Annotated in this window: 15 protein-coding genes; 9 read left to right on the plus strand and 6 right to left on the minus strand. The window is 67.8% G+C overall.

Annotated elements, in window-relative coordinates:
- Positions 1 to 14 precede the first annotated feature (14 nt).
- Complete coding sequence (gene def / locus QQA13_RS00930; protein WP_108472141.1) at positions 15 to 524, minus strand: peptide deformylase; 510 nt, start codon at positions 522 to 524, stop codon at positions 15 to 17.
- Between the two features lie 188 nt (positions 525 to 712).
- Between def and QQA13_RS00935 the strand changes: the two genes are divergently transcribed.
- The 5 genes from QQA13_RS00935 to QQA13_RS00955 all read left to right on the plus strand — a co-directional run bounded on the left by QQA13_RS00935 (position 713) and on the right by QQA13_RS00955 (position 7,794).
- Positions 713 to 1,834 (plus strand): LysM peptidoglycan-binding domain-containing protein, encoded by a 1,122-nt coding sequence (locus QQA13_RS00935; RefSeq protein ID WP_108472140.1) that lies wholly within the window; start codon positions 713 to 715, stop codon positions 1,832 to 1,834.
- A gap of 93 nt (positions 1,835 to 1,927) precedes the next feature.
- Entirely contained in the window at positions 1,928 to 3,103 is a 1,176-nt protein-coding gene (gene dprA, locus QQA13_RS00940; RefSeq protein WP_108472139.1) for a DNA-processing protein DprA, read from the plus strand.
- A gap of 121 nt (positions 3,104 to 3,224) precedes the next feature.
- Positions 3,225 to 5,723, plus strand: a complete 2,499-nt coding sequence (locus tag QQA13_RS00945; protein WP_108472138.1) for a DNA topoisomerase I — start codon at positions 3,225 to 3,227, stop codon at positions 5,721 to 5,723.
- The gene (locus QQA13_RS00950; protein ID WP_108472137.1) at positions 5,724 to 6,296 is read left to right on the plus strand and encodes an L-threonylcarbamoyladenylate synthase; all 573 of its coding nucleotides are present in this window, start codon (positions 5,724 to 5,726) and stop codon (positions 6,294 to 6,296) included. It begins immediately after the preceding gene.
- 133 nt (positions 6,297 to 6,429) lie between these two features.
- On the plus strand, positions 6,430 to 7,794 hold the full coding sequence (locus QQA13_RS00955; RefSeq protein ID WP_108472136.1) for an AMP-binding protein: 1,365 nt from the start codon (positions 6,430 to 6,432) through the stop codon (positions 7,792 to 7,794).
- A gap of 62 nt (positions 7,795 to 7,856) precedes the next feature.
- Here the strand turns inward: QQA13_RS00955 and QQA13_RS00960 are convergent, their stop codons facing one another.
- Positions 7,857 to 9,842, minus strand: coding sequence for a multicopper oxidase domain-containing protein (locus QQA13_RS00960; RefSeq protein WP_108472135.1), 1,986 nt, complete (start codon positions 9,840 to 9,842; stop codon positions 7,857 to 7,859).
- A 205-nt stretch (positions 9,843 to 10,047) separates the two neighbouring features.
- Here QQA13_RS00960 and purD point away from each other — a divergent pair, with 205 nt between their 5' ends.
- Positions 10,048 to 11,346, plus strand: a complete 1,299-nt coding sequence (gene purD / locus QQA13_RS00965; protein WP_108472134.1) for a phosphoribosylamine--glycine ligase — start codon at positions 10,048 to 10,050, stop codon at positions 11,344 to 11,346.
- Between the two features lie 172 nt (positions 11,347 to 11,518).
- A complete protein-coding gene (locus QQA13_RS00970) occupies positions 11,519 to 12,400 on the plus strand; it encodes a YbaY family lipoprotein (protein WP_108472133.1) in 882 nt (293 codons plus the stop codon).
- Between the two features lie 109 nt (positions 12,401 to 12,509).
- Here the strand turns inward: QQA13_RS00970 and QQA13_RS00975 are convergent, their stop codons facing one another.
- Both QQA13_RS00975 and QQA13_RS00980 read right to left on the minus strand, forming a co-directional pair.
- Complete coding sequence (locus tag QQA13_RS00975) at positions 12,510 to 14,357, minus strand: autotransporter outer membrane beta-barrel domain-containing protein (protein WP_108472132.1); 1,848 nt, start codon at positions 14,355 to 14,357, stop codon at positions 12,510 to 12,512.
- Positions 14,358 to 14,471: 114 nt separating this feature from the next.
- A complete protein-coding gene (locus tag QQA13_RS00980; protein WP_108472131.1) occupies positions 14,472 to 16,799 on the minus strand; it encodes a Tex family protein in 2,328 nt (775 codons plus the stop codon).
- Between the two features lie 354 nt (positions 16,800 to 17,153).
- Here QQA13_RS00980 and QQA13_RS00985 point away from each other — a divergent pair, with 354 nt between their 5' ends.
- Positions 17,154 to 17,663, plus strand: coding sequence for a hypothetical protein (locus QQA13_RS00985; protein ID WP_108472130.1), 510 nt, complete (start codon positions 17,154 to 17,156; stop codon positions 17,661 to 17,663).
- 157 nt (positions 17,664 to 17,820) lie between these two features.
- Positions 17,821 to 18,129 carry a hypothetical protein gene (locus tag QQA13_RS00990; RefSeq protein WP_108472129.1) on the plus strand — a complete coding sequence of 103 codons (309 nt, stop codon included), beginning with the start codon at positions 17,821 to 17,823 and terminating at the stop codon, positions 18,127 to 18,129.
- Positions 18,130 to 18,348: 219 nt separating this feature from the next.
- Here QQA13_RS00990 and QQA13_RS00995 read toward each other — a convergent pair whose 3' ends face one another.
- Together QQA13_RS00995 and QQA13_RS01000 are read right to left on the minus strand one after the other, a co-directional pair.
- Positions 18,349 to 19,302 (minus strand): winged helix-turn-helix domain-containing protein, encoded by a 954-nt coding sequence (locus QQA13_RS00995; RefSeq protein ID WP_108472128.1) that lies wholly within the window; start codon positions 19,300 to 19,302, stop codon positions 18,349 to 18,351.
- Between the two features lie 177 nt (positions 19,303 to 19,479).
- Positions 19,480 to 20,229: an RDD family protein gene (locus QQA13_RS01000; protein WP_108472127.1), complete on the minus strand. Its 750-nt coding sequence runs from the start codon at positions 20,227 to 20,229 to the stop codon at positions 19,480 to 19,482.
- Positions 20,230 to 20,532: the final 303 nt, after the last annotated feature.

Consider the following 20,532-nt stretch of genomic DNA (forward strand, 5'->3'; position numbering starts at 1 on the left):
CAAGCCGGCCTTGCTCAAGCACCGACCGCCTGCTTGCGGTGCTTCTCCAGCCGCTTCAGCAGCAGGTTGCGCTTCAGCGGCGACAGGTAGTCGACGAACACCTTGCCTTCCAGGTGGTCCATCTCGTGCTGGATGCACACCGCCAGCGGGCCTTCGGCCTCGACGATGATCTCCTGGCCAGTCACGTCCTGCGCCTTCACCTTAACCTTCAGCGCGCGGGTGACATCGGCGTACAGGCCGGGGAACGAGAGACAACCCTCCTGGTAGACCTGCGAGCCGTCCTTCTCGAGGATCTGCGCGTTGATCAGCGCCAGCGGCTGGTTGCGCTCGTCGCTCATGTCGGCGACCAGCACGCGCTGGTGCACGTTGACCTGGGTGGCGGCGAGGCCGACGCCGTTGGCGGCGTACATGGTCTCGTACATGTCGGCGACGAACTGCTCCAGCTTCGCGTCGAACACGGTCACCGGCGCGGCGCGGGTGCGCAGCCGGGGGTCGGGGAATTCAAGGATCGAAAGGATGGACATGGCATGACCTCGGCGTCAGAAATGCGGGCGATTTGGTAAAAAGCCACCCGCGGCGCCATCTAGAATGTGTCTTATTGTACGTCGGCAAGCGCCCGAGTACAGACGATTTTTGCCAACTCGCGCCTGTTGCGCGCGTTAATCATTCGGTTACACTCGACCGAGCACCTGGGGAAGGGGGATTCCCGCCAATGATCAAGAAAATTATCGTGTTGCTGGCCGGCATGCTGGTCACCGTGGCCGTCTATGCGGCCGGTGCGCAATTGCGGGCCGATCATCCGGACAGCTACACCGTGCGCCGGGGCGACACCCTCTGGGACATCTCCGCCAAGTTCCTGTCCAAGCCGTGGCTGTGGCCGGAGATCTGGCAGGCCAACCCGCAGGTGCGCAACCCGCACCTGATCTACCCCGGCGACGTGCTCAACCTGTCCTTCATCAACGGGCCGCGCCTGGGCCTGCAACCGGGCGTGCATCGCGAAGGCGAGGCGGTGCCGGCGATCCCGCTGTCCGAGCTGAAGATGTTCCTCAAGGACATGCGGGTGATGGACTCCAACGCGGTCAGCTCCGCGCCGTACGTGGTCGGCCTGGAGGAATCGCGCCTGCGCGGCGCCGTCGGCCAGAACATCTATGTGCGCGGCCTGCAGGGCGAGCCGGGCCAGCGCTGGGCGATCGTGCGGCCGAGCCACGTGTTCCGCGGCTTCGACCAGGGTGATGCGGCCAACGCCGACCTGGTCGCCCACGACCTGGACAGCAACGCGGCGATGGTCAACGCGCCGTGGCGCGAGGATTCCCGCAACGACGGCCACTACGGCAAGGGCGACGATCTCGGCGTCGAGGTCAGCGTGATCGGCACCGCCGAAACGCTGCGCACGGGCGATCCGGCAACCCTGCTGCTGCTCGGCGCCACCAAGGAAATCCGCAGCGGCGATCGCATCATGCCGATCGACGACAAGCCGTACGATGCCAGCTACTACCCGCACGCGCCGAAGTCGGTGCCGGCCAACGCCAAGGTGATCGGCTTCGCCGACGCGATGGACGCGGCCGGCCCGCGCCAGGTGGTGATGCTGTCGATCGGCGCCAAGGACGGCGTCGACAACGGCCAGACCTACACGATGATGCAGCCCGGCGAGACGGTCCACGACGACGTGGCCAGCAACAGCTGGCGGCGCGGGGTAGGCGAGACGGTCAAGTTGCCCGACGAGTACATCGGCCACGTGATGGTGTTCCGCACCTTCGACCGGGTCAGCTACGGCTTGGTGATGGACGGCCTGCGGCCGGTGCACGTCGGCGCCCGCCTGACCATGCCGGAGTAAGCCTCGGCAAGGCGCCATCACGGCATCTGCCTACAGCACGGCGCGGCTCCCACCGCGCCGTTTTCTTTGCGGGTCGCTGCGTAAACTGCCGGCATGGACATGGACGATCCCGATGAACTGCGCGCGTGGCTGATCGCCCTGCGCACCCCTGGCCTCGGCCCGGGCGGCCTGCGCGAACGGCTGGATGCGGCCGGCGGCGACATCCAGGCAGTGCTGGCACAGCTGTGCCGCGACGCGACCCGGCTTGGTGAGCCAGCCCGGGCCTGGCTGGCCCGGCCCGACGCGACCCGGCTGAGCGCCGACCTGGCCTGGCTGGCCGAACCCGGGCATCGGCTGCTGTGCTGTACCGAAGCGGATTTCCCGCCGCAGCTGGAACACATCGCGCAGCCGCCGGCCGTGCTGTTCGTGGTCGGCGACGCCAGCCTGCTGTTGTATCCGCAGGTGGCGATCGTGGGCGCACGCGGCGCCAGTGCGGTGGGCCTGGCGCACGCCCGGGCGTTTGCGCTGGCGCTGGCGGATGCCGGTTTTGCGATCACCAGCGGCCTGGCCGATGGCATCGACGGCGCCGCCCACGTGGCCGCGCTGGATGCCGGCGCGAAGACGCTCGCGGTGGTCGGCACCGGGCTGGACCGGGTGTACCCGCGCAAGCACCATGCGCTGGCCCGGCGACTCGCCGCGCAGGGCGCGCTGGTCAGCGAGTTTCCGCCCGGCACGCCGGCACGCCCGGATCACTTCCCGCGGCGCAACCGGATCATCGCCGGCCTGGCGCTGGGCACGCTGGTGGTCGAGGCGGGGCTGCGTTCCGGCTCGCTGATCACCGCCCGGCTGGCTGCCGAACAGGGCCGCGAGGTGTTCGCGCTGCCCGGCTCCATCCACCACCCACTGGCCCGGGGTTGCCACCGGTTGATCCGCGACGGCGCCCGGCTGATCGAGACCGCGGTGGAGATTGTCGAGACATTGACGCCGGCAGCGCGCATGCTTGGCGGCGAACTGGCTGCGCGGCTCGACACGGCTGGCGGCGAGGCGGACGGGCCGCCACGGATTGCAGACGGCGACGGCGCGGCATGCGGGCCTGCCGGGGCTGGCGACAATTCCGGGTATCGATGGCTTTTGACCGAACTTGGCCATGAACCAGCGACATTGGACGAACTTGTGCAGCGTACCGGGCAGTCCGCCGCTGCACTTTCCTCGATGCTGCTGATGCTGGAGCTGGAGGCCCGGGTGGCGAGCCTGCCGGGCAACCGCTACCAGCAATTGCCCGGCGGCTGAGTTGCCGTCGTGCGCTGTTTGCAGGGGCAGCGGGCTTGACAGTCGCTGGCGCGGCGTGTTTTCAACTATATATATGCCCGGCACGGAAGCGCCGGTGATTCACTTTCGGATATCCAGCTTCATGGCAAAAAACCTGCTCATCGTCGAATCACCGGCCAAGGCCAAGACGATCAACAAATACCTTGGCAAGGACTTCCAGGTCCTCGCCTCCTACGGCCACGTGCGCGACCTGAAGCCGAAGGAGGGCGCGGTCGACACCGAACACGGTTTCACCATGGCCTACGAGGTCATCGAGCGCAACGAGAAGCACGTCGACGCGATCGCCAAGGCGGCCAAGCTGGCCGACGACATCTATCTGGCGACCGACTTGGATCGCGAAGGCGAGGCGATCAGCTGGCACATCAGCGAGATCCTCAACGAGCGCGGCCTGACCAAGGGCAAGCAGCTGCACCGGGTGGTGTTCTCCGAGATCACGCCCAAGGCGATCAAGGCCGCGGTGGCCGCACCGCGCCAGCTCTCGCACGACCTGGTCGACGCCCAGCAGGCGCGTCGCGCGCTGGACTACCTGGTCGGCTTCAACCTGTCGCCGGTGCTGTGGCGCAAGGTGCAGCGCGGCCTGTCCGCCGGTCGCGTGCAGTCGCCGGCGCTGCGCATGATCGTCGAGCGCGAGGACGAGATCGAGGCGTTCAAGGCGCGCGAGTACTGGACCATCGAAGCCCAGCTCAAGCACGCCGAAGGTGACTTCACCGCGCGCCTGTCCAGGCTCAACGGCAAGAAGTTCGAGCAGTTCGATCTCACCAATGAAACCGATGCGCAGTCCGCGCGCGAGGCGCTGAAGCAGGCCGCACGTGGCCGCCTCACCGTCAGCGAGGTCAGCTCGAAGGAACGCAAGCGCCGCCCCGCCGCGCCGTTCACCACCTCCACCCTGCAGCAAGAGGCCGCGCGCAAGCTCGGCTTCACCACCAGTCGCACGATGAAGGTGGCGCAGGGCCTGTACGAGGGCGTGGCGCTGGGTGACGAAGGCAACGTCGGCCTGATCACCTACATGCGTACCGACTCGACCATGCTCGGCGACGACGCCATGGCCGAGCTGCGTCAGTTGATCGCGCGTGACTTCGGCGGCCAGGCACTGCCGGATGCACCGCAGGTGTACAAGACCAAGTCCAAGAATGCGCAGGAAGCGCATGAGGCGATCCGTCCGACGTCGGCGATGCACACGCCGAAATCGGTGGCTGCCTTTCTCAACGACGACCAGCGCAAGCTGTACGAATTGATCTGGAAGCGCACGGTCGCCTGCCAGATGATCCATGCCACGCTGAACACCGTCTCGGTGGAGTTCGCGCTGCCCGACGTCGCCGGTGGCGATGCCTCGTTCCGCGCCAGCGGTACCACCGTGATCGACCCCGGCTTCCTCGCCGTGTACGAGGAAGGCAGCGACCAGAAAAAGGCCGACGACGACGATGAAGGCCGTCGCCTGCCGCGGCTGGAAAAGGGCGAGGCGGTGCCGCTGCACGAGATCGCCGCCGACCAGCATTTCACCGAGCCGCCGCCGCGCTATTCCGAAGCGAGCCTGGTCAAGGCGCTGGAAGAACACGGCATCGGCCGCCCGTCGACCTACGCCAGCATCATCCAGGTGCTGCAGAACCGCGAGTACGTGTTCCTCGACAGCCGCCGCTTCAAGCCCAGCGACGTCGGCCGCGCGGTCAGCAAGTTCCTCACCGCGCATTTCACCCGTTACGTCGATTACGACTTCACCGCCAAGATGGAAGACGAGCTGGACGCGGTCAGCCGCGGCGAAGAGGCGTGGGTGCCGCTGATGGAGCGCTTCTGGCTGCCGTTCAAGCAGCAGGTGGACGAGAAGACCGAGTCGGTCGACCGCAGCGAGGCCACCGGTGCGCGCGAACTGGGCAGTGACCCGAAGACCGGCAAGCCGGTTTCGGTGCGGCTGGGCCGGTTCGGGCCGTATGCGGCGATCGGCACCAAGGATGATGAAGACAAGCCGACCTTTGCCTCGTTGCGCCCCGGCCAGAGCATGCACACGATCACCCTGGCCGAGGCGCTCGAACTGTTCAAGCTGCCGCGCAAGTTGGGTCAGGCCGAGAACGGCGACGAGGTCAGCGTGGCGATCGGCCGCTTCGGTCCGTTCGTGAAGCAGGGCAGTACCTATGCCTCGCTGAAACCGGAGGACGATCCGTACACGATCGAGCTGCCACGTGCACTGCAGATCGTGCAGGAAAAACTCGAGATGCTGGCGAACCGGCTGATCCTCGATTTCGGCAACGGCGTGCAGGTGCTCAACGGTCGCTACGGTGCCTACATCACCGACGGCGAGAAGAACGCGCGCATCCCGAAGGAGCAGGAGCCGAAGGAGCTGACTGAGGCGCAATGCCTGGAACTGCTGGCGGCTGCGCCGGTGCGCAAGGGCCGCTTCGGCAAGAAGGGGGCGGCCAAGAAGGCAGCCGCCAAGAAGGAGGCGCCGGCCAAAAAGACGGCGGTGAAGAAGGCCGCCAGCAAGAAGCCCGCAGCGAAAAAGACCACGGCGAAGAAAACGACGGCCAAGAAGACCGCCACGAAGAAGGCCGCTGCAAAGAAGGCCGCGACGAGCAAGACCGGGGCCTGAGTGCTGGCGCGCTTTACCCTCGCCGAACTCGATGCCGCCGCCGCGCTGCTGCACGGCGGCGGCGTGCTCGCTTATCCCACCGAGGCGGTGTTCGGCCTCGGCTGCGATCCGCACGACCGCGCCGCATTCGAGCGCGTGTTCGCGTTGAAGCAGCGCCCGGCGACCCAGGGCGTGCTGCTGATCGCCGCGGATTTCGCCCAGGTCGAGCGCTACATCGAACTGGCCGCGGTCCCGAACGACATCCTGCAGCAAGTGCGCGCGAGCTGGCCCGGTCCGCACACCTGGATCTTCCCGCGCTCGACCGCGGTACCGGCCTGGGTTGCCGGAGCACATGCCGGAATCGCGTTGCGGGTCACCGCGCACGAGCCCGCCGCCGCGTTGTGTCGCGCGTTCGGCGGCGCGCTGGTGTCGACCAGCGCGAACCCGCACGGCCTACCGCCGGCGCGGGCAGCGCAGACCGTGGCGGACTATTTCGGCGATGCGCTGGATGGCCTGCTGGATGCCCCGCTGGGCGGCCAGGCCAGCCCCACGGTGATCCGTGACGCGCTGTCGGGCGCTATCATCCGCGCCTGAGCGTTTGGGGAGCGTGTCGACCATGCGTCGGCTGAACCGGCGTGGGCCGCCAGCGGCCGCCGTTCATGCCGCCGTTCATCGTGCGGCGCGATGCTGCCGCACGTGACGAATCGAAGATCAGGGAGACCGCAGCTTGGCCATCGTCTACGACACCTACCAGCACGAGGCGCCGCGACGGCTGCCGCTGCTCGTTGCGGATGATCCCGCGCGAGTGGTGGCGTGGCGCCACGGCGCGCCGGTGAGCGCGGCATGCTTCCTGGCGCAGGTGCAGGCAGTGGCGGCGGAACTGCCGGTGGCCACCGCGGCGGTGAACCTGTGCGAGGACCGCTATGCGTTCCTGGTCGCGTTCTGCGCCATCGCGTTGCGCGGCCAGGCCAACCTGCTGCCGTCGTCGCGCGCGCCGCAGGCGGTGGATGAGGTGATGGCGGCGCACCCGGGTTGCTACGCGCTGGGCGAGCAGGCGCTCGATCCCGCGCCGCACGGCTACCGGCAGCTGCCGGCGCTGGATGCCACATCGTCGTTTGAACCCGAAGCGGCGTGGCCGTCGATTCCTGCCGACCAGGTGGTGGCGATCGGCTATACCTCCGGTTCCACCGGCACACCCAGCGCCAACCCGAAGACCTGGGCCAGCTTCCACGCCAGCAACGCCGGCAACCTGGCGATGCTGCGTGCGGTGGTCGGGTCACGCTTCGAGATCGTCGCCACGGTGCCGCCGCAGCATATGTACGGCATGGAGATGTCGGTGCTGCTGCCGCTGCTGGGCGAGGCCGGCGCGCATGCCGGGCGCCCGTTCTTTCCGGCCGACGTGGCGGCCGCGCTGGCCGAGGTGCCGGCGCCGCGGGTGCTGGTGACCACGCCGGTGCATCTGCGCGCGCTGGTCGAGTCGGGCATCGCGCTGGCACCAGTTGCCGCAATGCTGTCGGCCACGGCGCCGCTGCCGGTGGAGCTGGCGCGGGCGGCCGAGCAGCGCTTCGGCGCACCGTTGCTGGAAGTGTTCGGTTCCACCGAGACCTGCGTATTCGCCAGCCGCCGCCCCACCGCGGACGAGGACTGGTCGTTGTACGACGGCAGCAACCTGCACCCGCAGCCGGACGGCACCGCGGTGGAGGCACCGCAACTGGCCGCGCCGGTCACCCTGGCCGATATCGTCAGCCTGTCCCACGGCGGCCGCCGCTTTCGCCTGCGCGGCCGGCATGCCGACATGCTGGAAATTGCCGGCAAGCGCGCCTCGCTGGCCGATCTCACCCGGCGCCTGCTGGCGATTCCAGGCGTGCGCGACGGCGTGGTATTCCAGCTCGACGACGGCGATGCGCTGGGCGTGCACCGCATTGCCGCGCTGGCGGTGGCACCGGGCCTGGAGGCGCATGCGATCCTCGACGCGCTGCGCCGTGCGATCGACCCGCTGTTCCTGCCGCGCCCGCTGAAGCTGGTCGATGTGCTGCCGCGCAACGAAACCGGCAAGCTGCCGCGGGCGGCGCTGCTGGCCTTGCTGGGCTGAGCGGTTGCGAATTTCAAACTCTGCCGGGCGACGCCGCGAGGCAACGCCCGGCAGGACTCACTTCACTTCGCGCTGCCGCGTACCGCCTTCACCTGCTCGGCGGTGACCGGCTTGCCCTGGTTGCCCCATGAGCTGCGCTCGTGGTTGGCGATGTCGGCGATGTCGGCGTCGTTCAGTGCAGCGGCAAACGGCGGCATCGCGGTGGGATAGCTGGTGCCGTTGATCACCTGGCCCTGCAGACCCTTCAGGATCACCTCGATGTGCTTGGTGGGGTCGGCATCCTGCACCACCGGGTTGTCCTTCAGCGGCGGGAATGCACCGGGCAGGCCCAGGCCGGTGGCCTGGTGGCAGGCCGCGCAGTTGGTGGCGTACAGCGAAGCGCCGCGGGCCGGGTCGAACTGGTACGGACCGCTGGCAGCCGGCGGCGGCGCGGCGGGTGCGGCGACGACCGGCGCCTTGCTCACCGGCGGTTTGGCTGCCGTCTCGTTCGGGCCGCCCACCAGCAACACGCCTTGCGCGCCCAGCTGCATGTGCGCCATGGCGTGGTCGACGAACGGGTAGTGGCCGGCCTCGTCCAGCGTCAGGTCGAATACCGCACCCTCGCCGGGACCGACGGAGTAGGTCGAGACGCCGTCGATGGCCTGTGCCGGGTTGCCGCCGGGATACACCTTGTCGAAGATCGCACCGATCACGTGGAATGCGCTCCACAGGCTGGGGCCGGCGTTGACCACGTACAGGCGCACCCGGTCGCCGGGCTTGGCGGTGAGCGGGTGGTCGCGGTACTGGAACGCTGCGCCGTTGAACACCACCTCGTCCGGCTGCATCGCCTGCATCTTCTCGTAGTTGCCGGCCATCAGCTTGCCTGACACCTGCTGGGTGTACCACTCGCCCTGCACCAGCACGTAGCTCTCCTGCGCAGGCGGCAGCGGCGTGGCCGGGTCGACGATGATCGCGCCGTACATGCCGTTGCCGATGTGCAGCAGCACCGGCGGCGTGCCGCAGTGGTAGAGGAACGCGCCGGGCACCCTGGCCACGAACGAGAACGTGATCGACTCGCCCGGCATGATGTCCACGTAGTGCAGGCTGGGCGGAGTGATCGCCGAGTGGAAGTCGATCGAATGCTGCATGGTGCCGCGGTTGGTGAGGGTGAAGTTCACCGTCTGCCCCTGGCGCACATGGATCACCGGGCCGGGCACGGTCTTGCCGAAGGTCCAGGCCTGGTACTGCACGCCGCTGGCGATCTCCACGCTGTCGTTGCTGGAGGTGATGTGCACCTCCACGCTGTCACCCGGCTGCAGCGGCGGCAGGCGAGCGTCGCGGGCTTTCTCGATGGGCTGGCTGGAGGCCAGCGACAGCGGCGTCACCGCGGCGGCGGCGGCCTGCGGGCTGGACGAGCGCACGTTCAACGCGCTGTGCAGGCCGGCCAGCAGCAGCGCCACCAGGATCAGCACGCCGGCCAGCGCCGGTCCCTGCACGCGCCAGGGCAGGCGCGGCACTTCGGCCAGCGGCAGCTTGTCGTTCCAGTCGGCCACGCGGCGCCAGCCGGGCCAGCGGCGCTCGATCAGGTAATCCAGGCTGTACGGGCTGGGGCCGGCGCGCAGGTTGATCACGATCAGCGCCGCGAAGATCAGCACGTAGCTGATCGCCGCGCCGATGTTGTTGGCGCCCACCGAATACGGCCCGCCGAAACCCTCGGCGGTGCTCCAGATCAGCAGGCTGAACAGGATGCCCACGATGTAGGTGAGCTTGCGTGCGAAGCCCAGCAGCAGCGCCAGCGCCAGCAGCGTCTCGGCGATGCGCGTGGCCCACACGAACAGCCCCACGTGCGGCGTGACCAGGGCGATCCACATGTCGAACCACCACGCCGACCATGCCGGCTGCCCGGTGGCGGCGTTGTGCAGGTAGCCCACGTAGTGGCTGGCGAAATCGGCAGTCCAGGTGAGCGCGGCGCTCACCGCCCAGATCATGCCGAAGGCCACGCGCAGCGCGGTGCCGGCGACCGCCGGCCAAGTGGAATGGGCGGGCTTGCCACTGTCAGGTACGGACATGCGTAACCTCCATTGCGAATGATGTTGCCGGGGATGCGGCAGCGATACGCGCATCCGTGCCGCCCGAGTGTACGACGATGGTGCCGTCGCGAGCGCGCATGGCAGCGGGTTCGCCGGCGAAGTTCCCGCCTCGGCCCGGAGTTGCCTCGCGACCCCGCTACAATAGCCGGCCACCCCAACGGCAACTCTCCCCCGGAGCATCGGCATGAAGGTCCTGGTCATCGGCAGCGGCGGGCGCGAACACGCGCTGGCGTGGAAGCTCAGGCAGTCCCCGCAGGTCGACGAGGTGATCGTGGCGCCCGGCAATGCAGGCACCGCGCGCGAGCCGGGCGTGCGCAACGCCGACGTCGCGATGAACGATCTCGATGGCTTGTTGCAGCTGGCGAAGCGCGAAAAAATCGGCTTGACCGTGGTCGGCCCGGAAGTGCCGCTGGTGGCGGGTGTGGTCGACCGCTTCCGCGCCGCCGGCCTGCGCATCTTCGGCCCGCGCGCGATCGCCGCGCAACTGGAAGGCTCCAAGGCATTCGCCAAGGATTTCCTGCAGCGGCACAACATTCCCACCGCGTACTACGCGGTGTTCAGCGAACTGAATCCGGCGCTGGCCTACGTGCGCGAACAGGCCCATCGGAGCGGGGGCGCGCCGATCGTGATCAAGGCCGACGGCCTCGCCGCCGGCAAGGGCGTGGTGGTGGCGCTGACCCTGGCCGATGCGGAGCTGGCGCTGCACGACATGCTCGGTGCGCACAGCTTCGGTGATGCGTCGGCGCGGGTGGTGATCGAGGAATTCCTCGACGGCGAGGAAGCCAGCTACATCGTGATGAGCGACGGCAGCCACGCGCTGCCGATGGCCTCCAGCCAGGACCACAAGCGCCGCGACGAAAACGACCTCGGCCCGAACACCGGCGGCATGGGCGCGTACTCGCCGGCGCCGGTGGTCACGCCGGAGGTCGAGCAGCGCATCCTCAAGGAAGTGATCGAGCCGACCCTGCGCGGCATGGCGGCCGAGGGCGCGCCGTTCATCGGCTTCCTCTACGCCGGCCTGATGATCGACAAGTCGGGCGCGCCGAAGGTGATCGAGTTCAACGTGCGCTTCGGCGATCCGGAAACGCAGCCGATCCTGCTGCGGCTGAAATCGGACCTGGTCGAGCTGATCGATGCGGCGCTGGACGGCCGGCTGGAACATGCCCGGGCGCGCTGGGATGCGCGCCCGGCGATCGGCGTGGTGATGGCGGCCGGCGGTTATCCGGGCCGGGTGCGCCTGGGCGATGCGATCAGCGGCCTCGATGCGCTGCCGGACAGCGACGTGAAGGTCTTCCATGCCGGTACCCGGCTCGACGAACAGGGCCGCGCCGTCACGGCCGGTGGTCGCGTGCTGACCGTGTGCGCGCTGGGCGACGACATCGCCGCGGCGCGCGAAAGCGCCTATGCCGCGCTAAGCCGGATCCATTACGACGGCGCGTTCTGCCGCCGTGACATCGCGCACCGGGCCCTGCGACGCCATTGATGCGGCAACCTGATGCTGGCCGCGTACGCTGGCGCATGGTAGGCCATTGGATGGCTTGACTTTTCGATGCCGCCCCTTTTGGGCTATGCTTGGAACTTCCCCCGCGTAGAGTCGTGGCGCCAAGCGCCTGAACGGCCTCGTGCTTGATTCCACGTTTGATGAGGTTTTCCCCATGCGCAAGACGGTTTTGTCGCTGATGTCGGTTGCGGCACTGGCCCTGGCGGGTTGCAGCAATGCTCCCGATTCGTCTCAGCCGGCGGGTCCCGCTGCGCCCGCTTCCGCGAAAACGGCTGCGGCCACGCCGCAGATTCCGAACCAGGTGAGCGGCACGATCTCGCTGCGCGCCGGCACGCCCGCGCCGTCGGCGAATGCCACCCTGGTGCTGAACCTGGCGGACGTGTCGTCCACCGCCGCGGGTTCCGCCCCGCTGGCCAGCAAGACCGCGCCGGCCGGCACGTTCCCGCAGCCGTTCACGCTGAGCTTCAACCCGGCCGAAGTGAAGCCGAATGATCTGTACGTGATCCAGGCGACCCTGACCGACGGCGACCGCAAGTACACGATGCCGATCCAGGCGCCGGTGCTGGCCAAGGGCAGCAAGAACGACGGCGTGGCGATCGAACTGGTGGCCGAACAGACGCCCAGCGAGAAGATCCTGGCCGAGTTCGCCGAGGCGAAGGCGCAGATCGGCGGCATGAAGATCAGCCACGGCACCAAGCTGGAGGCCAATGATTCGCGCGGCTGGCAGCTGTTCCGCCAGGCCGGCGAAGTGAAGTACATCCGCGAAGAAGTCGATTACGGCGACAAGGGCTACACCAGCACCGACTACGCCTACAAGGGCGACAAGCCGTGGGCGATCGTGCAGGAGACCAAGGCCAGCCGCGATGGCAAGCCGAGCGCGATCGACCGCGCCGGCTGGAGCGACGACGGCACGCTGGTGCTGAAGCAGCACCAGGTCGGCGGCGACGTGCAGCCGCTCGATCCGGCGGTGGCGGCGACGCTGAAGAAGCAGGCCATGGCCATCCTCGGCATCGCGACCGGCGGCAAGAACAAGTAAGCCGCTGCAGGCTCCCGCTTCGACGGGAAGGCCCACAAAAAAGCCGTCCGCAAATGCGGACGGCTTTTTCATGGTGCGACCCGGCGGTCCGGGTCGCGGCCTCGCCGGATCAGAGGCTGATCCGCACGCCCATGTTGACGCTGTTGTACTTCTGGCTGTTGTCGCTGAAACGCCCGCTGTAGCCGATCCAGCTCTGCACGCTCGGGGTGAGCTGGGCGGACAGGCCGAGCGTTGCAGTGCCCCAGCTCTGGTCCGGGCTGAAGCCGGTCAGGGCGAAGCTGCCGTTCATGCTGTTCAGGCCGGCGCTGACCAGGCGCGGGTCGGCCTTGCTGTCGTGGTTCCAGGCCAGTTCGACGTAGGGCGACATCAGCAGGTTGTTGACCTGCCACTGGCCGCGCAGGCGCCAGCCCAGCGTGCCCAGCAGCGAGTCGCGCTGCTGCCGGCCGAACCACATCGCGCTGCTGTCGTTGCCGTTCTCGTTGTAGCCGCTGACCTTCACGGTCTGCCAGTCGATGGTGGCGAATGGCCCGGTCTGCAGCTCGTCGTTGAGGTTGAACCACCAGCCGCCGGTGGCGCCGCCACCCAGGTGCGAGCCGTCGGTCTTGCCGCTTTCGGTACGCTGCATGGTGCCGATGCTCAGGCGGCGCTCGATGTCCTTGAAGTTGGACTGGCCGAAGTTGACGTAGCCGCCCACGTAGCCACCGCCGTTGTGGTAGCCGACATAGCCCAGGCCGCTGACGTCCTGCAGTTTGTAGCCGCCGCCACCGGAAAAATCGGCGTTGTGCTGGCCGATGCCGAGCGCCACGCCGGCGGTGACGTGTTCGCCGGCGAAGAAGTTCGCGCCCAGGGTGAAGTTGAAATTGTCGCTGTTGGTGCGCGGGGAATGGCTGGTGGCGTCGAAGCGCTGCTTCGCGTAATCAATGTTGACGAAGGTGCGCACATCGCCATCCTTGCCGGTGGTCAGCATCTGCTCGCGCATGACGCGGTTCTGCGCGGTACTGGCCGCCAGCGGCGCTTCGCCGAGCAGCGAGATCTGTTCCGGCGCGTGGATCACCGACAGCACGTACTGGCTGAGCATCGCGTGGGCGGCGGTGGTCGGGTGCACGCCGTCAGCAAACAGGTAGGTCTGGTCGGTGCCCGGTGCATACGTGTACGGCAGGCCCGAGCCCTGCGGGCCGCACTGCACCGAACTGGAACCGGCGCCGCAGGCCGGCGTGGTCACGTTGCTGAAGCCGTAGGCGGACGGATTGGCGATCACCTCGTTGAGCAGGGCGAAGGTGTTCACCGGAATGATGTTCAGGCCGTTGCTGCTGAGTTGCCCGAGCCCGCTGTTGAGCACGCCGTTGTAGAGCACGGCAAGCTGGCTGGCGCCGGCCTGCGCGGCGGCGCCGCCGGCCGCGGCCGAGGGCGTCTTGCCGAGGTCGGGCAGGTTGTAGACCACCACGTACCTGGCGCCGGCGGCCTGCAGGCTGCCGAGCATGTGGACCTCGGTCTGCGCCGCGTTGACCGCGCCAGCGGCGATCGCGTTCGGATCGGTCAGCGCGCTGCTCAGGTAGAAGATGTCGTTCGCGCCGCCCCAGACCTGGTACAGGGCGTTGCCGTCGGCATGGCCGCCGGTCGCGCCGAGGTACATCTGCAGCTGCTGCGGAATGGTCGGCACCGGGGCCACGTTGTTGACGAAGCCGGCGCCGCCCCAGGCGAAATCGGTACCGCCGACGGCGGACGGGGCCAGCGTGAAGCCGAGCTTCGCCGCGACATTCTCCGCGGTGGTGGTGCCCGGGTTGGTGGTGAAGCGCAGCGGCGGCTGGATCGCGGGCGCGGTGGCCAGCGAGATGTTGCCGCCGTCGCTGAGGCTGTCGCCGAACACGATGACGTTGCTGAAGTCGGTGGCGGCAGCAGCCGTGCTGAACAGCAGGGCGGTGGCGATGGCACCGGCCAGATGGCGGGAACGAAGCATGTGGATACTCCTGGGCCGGAATGGCCTTGTTAGCTGGACGTTACGTTACGGCATTCCATACGGAACCGCATGCTGCAGCGCATCGCCGCCGCCTGCGGGCCTGGCGCCGGCAATTCAACGCTTGGTGGCACGCGCCAGCGCGTCGGCGAATGCGTTGTTGGCCGGCGCAGGAGTCGGCTTTGCTGCGCCGCTACCCGGGCGCGGGCCGCGGTTGTCGCGCTGGCCGGCACGAGCATCGTTGCCGCCGCCCGGACGGCCACCGCGCGCCTGGCCCGGCTCGTCGTCCAGCCGCATGCTGAGGCCGATGCGCTGGCGCGGCAGGTCCACCTCCATCACCTTGACCTTGACGATGTCGCCGGCCTTCACCGCATCACGCGGATCCTTGACGAAGGTGTGCGACAGCGCCGAGACGTGGACCAGGCCGTCCTGGTGCACGCCGATGTCGACGAAGGCGCCGAACGCGGCCACGTTGGTGACGCGGCCTTCGAGGATCATGCCGGGCTTGAGATCCTTCACGTCCTCGACGCCCTCGGCGAAGCTCGGCGCGACGAACTCCGGGCGCGGGTCGCGGCCGGGCTTCTCCAGTTCCTTCAGGATGTCGCGCACGGTCGGCACGCCGAATTTCTCGTCGGTGAACTGCTCGGGCTTGAGGCCACGCAGGAAGCCGGCGTCGCCGATGATGTTGCGCACCTCACGGCCGCACTGCGCGATGATCCGCTCGACCACCGGGTAGGCTTCCGGATGCACCGCGCTGGCGTCCAGCGGGTTGTCGCCGCTGGACACGCGCAGGAAGCCGGCGCACTGCTCGAACGCCTTGTCGCCCAGCCGCGGCACCTTCAGCAGCGCCTTGCGATTGGCGAACGGGCCGTTGGCGTCGCGGTGCTTGACCACGTTCTCGGCGACCGAGGCAGACAGCCCGGCCACGCGCGCGAGCAGCGCGGCGGAGGCGGTGTTGACGTCCACGCCGACCGCGTTGACGCAGTCCTCCACCTTCGCATCCAGCGCGCGCGCCAGCTTGATCTGGTTCACGTCGTGCTGGTACTGGCCCACGCCGATCGCCTTCGGCTCGATCTTCACCAGCTCGGCCAGCGGGTCCTGCAGGCGGCGCGCGATCGAGACGGCGCCGCGCAGGCTCACGTCGAGCTGGGGGAATTCCTTCGCGGCGAATTCCGAGGCGGAATACACCGAGGCACCGGCCTCGCTCACCACGATCTTCGACAGCTTCGCCTCGGGCAGCTTCCTGATCAGCTCGCCGGCCAGCTTGTCGGTCTCGCGCGAGCCGGTGCCGTTGCCGATCGCGATCAGGTCCACGTTGTGCTGCTTGCACAGCTTTGCCAGCGACACCAGCGATTCGTTCCACTGCCGCCGCGGCTCCAGCGGATAGATGGTGTCGGTGGCCAGCAGCTTGCCGGTGGCGTCGACCACCGCGACCTTGCAGCCGGTGCGGATGCCGGGATCCAGTCCCATCACCGTCTTCGCGCCGGCCGGCGCGGCCAGCATCAGGTCCTTGAGGTTGTCGCCGAACACGCGGATCGCCTCGTCCTCGGCGCCTTCGCGCACGCGGCCGAACAGGTCGAGGGTGAGATGCAGATGCAGCTTCACGCGCCAGGTCAGGCGCACCGTCTCGCGCAGCCACGCATCCGCGGCGCGGCCACGGTTGTGGATGTTCGCGTGCGCCGCGACACGGCCCTCGCCTTCGGCATGGCCCTGCTCGCTGTCGGCGGCGGGCGCGAGCTCGAGTTCGATCACGCCCTCGTTGCGCGCACGCATCAGTGCCAGCAGGCGGTGCGAGGGGATCTTGCCGATCGGTTCGACGTGGTCGAAGTAGTCGCGGAACTTCGCGCCCTCGTTCTCCTTGCCCTCGACCACTTTCGCGCGGATCTGCCCCTGCGCCCACAGCCAGTCGCGCAGTTCGCCGACCAGGTGCGCGTCCTCGGCGATCGACTCCATCAGGATCGCGCGGGCGCCGTCCAGCGCGGCGCGCACGTCGGCGACGCCCTTTTCTGCATCGACGAACGATTCGGCGAACGCTTCCGGGGTCAGTGTGGGGTCTTCGCGCAGGCCGGTCGCCAGCGGTTCCAGCCCGGCCTCGCGGGCGATCTGCGCCTTGGTGCGGCGCTTGGGCTTGAACGGCAGGTACAGATCCTCCAGCCGCGCCTTGGTGTCGGCGGCGAGCAGATCGGCCTTCAACGCATCGCCGAGCTTGCCCTGTTCCTCGACGCTGGCGAGGATCGCCGCACGCCGTTCTTCCAGCTCGCGCAGGTAGCGCAGGCGTTCCTCCAGCAAACGCAGCTGGGTGTCGTCGAGGCCGCCGGTGACCTCCTTGCGGTAGCGTGCGATGAACGGCACGGTGGCACCGCCGTCGAGCAGGTCGACTGCCGCGCGTACCTGTTCGGTCCTGGCGGCGATGTCGTTGGCAATGCGTTGTTCGATGCTGAGCATGAGTTGGCCACGGTTCCCTGGTTGCCGGCGCCAGCCGGGTGGACCGTCGATGATAGCAAGCCGCCCGGATGCCTCGGCCAGACGCGACGAGCTTCGCCATCGGTTCGATGCGCAGCGGGTTCCGGCGAGACCGGATACCGATCCCTGGCAATCTTCGAACCGGCGTGCATCGATCCGCCGGTGCGCGCGCGGATCGACAGCGGTTCCATGGGCCTGCCGACCTTCGCATCTCCCCGGCGGATCCACCGGAAATTATCAGTGGATCCTCGCGAATCCTCCCGTAATCCATCAAGCAGGAGCTGCAGCTGCAGCCCAGAGTGGCCCAACGGACATTGGCGTCCGTCTGGAGGTCTTATGAAACGTCTGATCATTGTCACGAGCATCGCGCTCGGTCTTGCCTGCGTCGCCGGCGCCAGCATCGCCCAGGACCAGTCCCAAACCACCAACCTGCAGAATGTCTCGGTCACCGCCGCACCGGGCCAGTACGAGACCTACGTCGTCGACTTGTCCACGGGCTACGGACTGGCGGCGCTTGTCGGCAACACGCACAGGCAGTACATGCAGGCGCAGCGGGCGGCCGAGAATTCGGAAGTCCTGCGGAAGCAGGGCATGGCCATGCAGTCGTTTGTCTCGGTGGCCATCGACAACTCGTCCGGCCCGGGCATGGCGAGACAGATCCGGCTGATCGATGCCGCCCAGGACACGGTTGCCATCGTGAACGTGTATTGCAAGCAGGCCGCACCGGCGGAAGGCCATCGGTGCCAGCTGGTTCCCCAGTCGGTTGCGACCCACGCGTCTGACCAGCGCCTGGCGTCGAAGCAGGCGGGACGCCCGCAGCTGGCGGAGGTGGAGCAACAGCACTGAGCGGATCGGCGGCCTGGTGCGTCGCCGTGCTTTTCGTCGTGGAACCACCGCGGAATCGACAGGCTTTCCAGACGGTTTCCCGCGGATACCTCATGCCTCAGCGGAGGCACCAAACCATACTCACCTGCACAGACATCGCGTCTGCCGGGAGGAACTCATGAAACGTCTGATCATTGCCACGAGCATCGTGCTCGGTCTTGCCTGCGCCGGCAGCGTCAGTGCCGCCCAGTACGAGACCTATACCACCAACCTGCACTACGGCTACAACCTGATGGTCTTTGTGGGCCACACCCCGGCAGGGTTCATCCAGGCGCAACACGCGGCGAACAGATGGGAAGGCCAGCGTCATCTTGGACTTGGCCCGCAGACCGTTGCCGCGGTGGCCGTCGATAATTCGAGCGGTCTGGTGAAACAGGTCCGCTGGGTCGGTCCGGACAAGGCAGTGGCTGTCATCGACATCCATTGAATCCGGTTGGCCGCGCCCGAATGGCCTGACACGTCTGTCGCAATGGTGACCTGCAGGCGCATCAAGCAGGTGAGTCGCATGGTCGATCCGGAGCCGGGGCGCAGCCTACGCCCATGCGATAACGAAGCAGGAGCTGGTGGCGCCATGCCGCCAGCTCCTTGCGCGTGTTGCCGCCAGACATGACGCGGCGCCCCAGTCACGGAGTTGTCCGTGGCGCGGTCAGGATGTTGGCAGTGGATCGGGCAGCGTCCGTTCGGTGGCAAGCAGTGCGTCAAGTCGCTGCTGCTGCTGGTGGAAGTCCGCATCATCGGCCAGTGGGCGCCAGGCCAGGTCGTGCCGCAAGGCAAGGTCGTCGCGGAAACCTTCGTCGATCGCCTGGCCCAGGACGGCGATGGCTGCTTCCCGCTCGCCTTCCAGCGCGGCCAGTACCGCCCTGTGGTAGACCAGCGACGGTGTCGCCACGCCACTTTCGCCCAGGCGTGCGTATTCCAGGCTCAGGACCGCGAGGATGGCTCGGCGTTGCGTGTCGCCCCATGGCAACAGGGCCGCCCAATTGGCGAGTTGGCCCAGGCATGGCTTCAGGTCGATGAAGTTCAGGAACGGGTCGCCGTCGGCGAAGCGGCGGCGGTAAGGGACTCGCACGGCCTCCGCTTGTCCGTTCGAGGCCTGCGCCTGGGCCGACGGCTGCGGCTGCGGTGCCCTGGCCGGCAAATCGACGGCGCCATCCACCGGAGGGGGCGTGTAATGCACCGTGCCGATGAAGCGGAAGCCCAGGCTGTGCACGGTGGCGATGTAGCGCGGCTCCGCAGACGAATCACCCAGCGTGTGGCGCAGTTGCGAAACCGCCCGGTTGAGTACGCCGGGTGTGACGTGACGATGTCCCCAGACGATATCCAGCAGCGCGTCCTTGCTTACCATCTCGCCGGCATGGCACAGCAGGGTCAGCAGCAGCATGTAGGCCTTGGGTTCCACCGGCAACGGCCGACCGTCGCGCTCCAGTCGGTGCGCGGCTGGCTCGACCAGGATATTGTCGAACCGATAGATTCCGGTGTTTTCAGGCTCGATTCGAGGCATGGCTTCGACCTGGGCCACGAAGTTTTCTGAAGCTACGCCGTCAAAGATTAGATGCGCGTGACGTTGCCGGCCGATGCGAACACCCGATTGCTTGCGCATGAAACACTCGTGGCAGCCACAGCATTTCCACCGACTTGTTCCGCGATTTCCTCATGATCCGCGGCGGTCGCTGGGCATGGGTTCCCTGGCGTCCGGCGTGCCGCGGTTCCACGTGAACCGAGAGGGCTGCGGCGCCGGATGGCGGCAGGTCTTTCGAGGTCACCGCCGCCGGGTGATTCAGGCGCGGAAGGTGTTGCCGTTGCCGGACGCTGCCTGGCTCGGCTTGAACTCGCTGGCGCGGCCGTTCAGTACCAGGGTCTTGGCCAGCAGGTCGTGAAAGCCCTGCTTGCGGGTGGTCCATGCCACCGCCAGATAGCAGACGAGGGGGATCAGGGCGGTCAGGACATTGGTCAGTCGAACCGCGTTGCGGGCCAGGCTGCGCCCGAGGCTGATGCGCCTTCCTTCCAGGTCGGTGACGCGCAGGCCCAGCGCCAGCTTGCCCGGCGTGGCCTGCCAGGCGGAGCATTCGAAGAAGGCGTAGTAGAGATAGCCCACCAGCAGTGCCCACATCGTGGCCGGACGAACGGCCCTGGCGTATTCCTCCATCGCCAGGGTGGGCGTGGCGCCGCCCTGGATTTGTGTCATGAAATGCTCGAATGCGGTGGTGGCGCCCATGGACAGCGCAATCATGAAGACCGGAACCAGCAGGATCAGGTAATCGATCACCCAGGCGGCGAATCGCTTCCAGAAGCCGGCACAATCTTCCAGGGTCGCGGCGTTGGTTGACGGTAATGGCGTCGTGGAAGGAGCGGCCGGCACGCTGCGAGTTTCATCGGGGAACAGCACCGACAACGGCTGCCAGTCGGCGAGGCCTTCGTGCCAGGCCAGGTCGGCCGCGCTCAGCTGGCCGCTGCGCAGCCACGCGCGCACGTCGTCTTCCTTGTACGGGCCATGCCGTTCGCCGTCACGGCCGATCCAGATTTCCATCGAGCCCACTCCTCGCGCTGGTGAATGTACGGATCATGCCATGGTCGCATGGCGGCAGAGGGCCTGGATGCAGCGGGCCGCTCTTCCGGATCGTGGCCCCGCGCACTGGCTCGGGGATAGCGCGCCCGGCTCGTGCCACCCGGCGAACGGGGCAGCTTCAGTACCCCGGATGATTCCCGAGGTTTCGGCCGGTCTGTTTCGCAGGTGGACTCACTACAAACCATCAGTCAATCCACAACCATCCATCGTGAATCCGTGAATCAAGTCCCGCTGCATCGGCCTATGGTTCCGCAACGGACCGGG

This window comes from Rhodanobacter thiooxydans (assembly GCF_030291135.1).
Taxonomy (GTDB): Bacteria; Pseudomonadota; Gammaproteobacteria; order Xanthomonadales; family Rhodanobacteraceae; genus Rhodanobacter; species Rhodanobacter thiooxydans_A.

Excerpts from the sequence above, each read along its gene's own strand:
- QQA13_RS00990 (WP_108472129.1), top strand. The coding sequence starts at position 17,821 with ATGAAACGTCTGATCATTGCCACGAGCATCGTGCTCGGTCTTGCCTGC.
- QQA13_RS00980 (WP_108472131.1), bottom strand. The coding sequence starts at position 16,799 with ATGCTCAGCATCGAACAACGCATTGCCAACGACATCGCCGCCAGGACC.
- QQA13_RS00985 (WP_108472130.1), top strand. The coding sequence starts at position 17,154 with ATGAAACGTCTGATCATTGTCACGAGCATCGCGCTCGGTCTTGCCTGC.
- QQA13_RS00995 (WP_108472128.1), bottom strand. The coding sequence starts at position 19,302 with ATGCGCAAGCAATCGGGTGTTCGCATCGGCCGGCAACGTCACGCGCAT.
- purD (WP_108472134.1), top strand. The coding sequence starts at position 10,048 with ATGAAGGTCCTGGTCATCGGCAGCGGCGGGCGCGAACACGCGCTGGCG.
- QQA13_RS00960 (WP_108472135.1), bottom strand. The coding sequence starts at position 9,842 with ATGTCCGTACCTGACAGTGGCAAGCCCGCCCATTCCACTTGGCCGGCG.
- QQA13_RS00970 (WP_108472133.1), top strand. The coding sequence starts at position 11,519 with ATGCGCAAGACGGTTTTGTCGCTGATGTCGGTTGCGGCACTGGCCCTG.
- QQA13_RS00975 (WP_108472132.1), bottom strand. The coding sequence starts at position 14,357 with ATGCTTCGTTCCCGCCATCTGGCCGGTGCCATCGCCACCGCCCTGCTG.
- QQA13_RS00945 (WP_108472138.1), top strand. The coding sequence starts at position 3,225 with ATGGCAAAAAACCTGCTCATCGTCGAATCACCGGCCAAGGCCAAGACG.
- QQA13_RS01000 (WP_108472127.1), bottom strand. The coding sequence starts at position 20,229 with ATGGAAATCTGGATCGGCCGTGACGGCGAACGGCATGGCCCGTACAAG.
- def (WP_108472141.1), bottom strand. The coding sequence starts at position 524 with ATGTCCATCCTTTCGATCCTTGAATTCCCCGACCCCCGGCTGCGCACC.
- dprA (WP_108472139.1), top strand. The coding sequence starts at position 1,928 with ATGGACATGGACGATCCCGATGAACTGCGCGCGTGGCTGATCGCCCTG.
- QQA13_RS00935 (WP_108472140.1), top strand. The coding sequence starts at position 713 with ATGATCAAGAAAATTATCGTGTTGCTGGCCGGCATGCTGGTCACCGTG.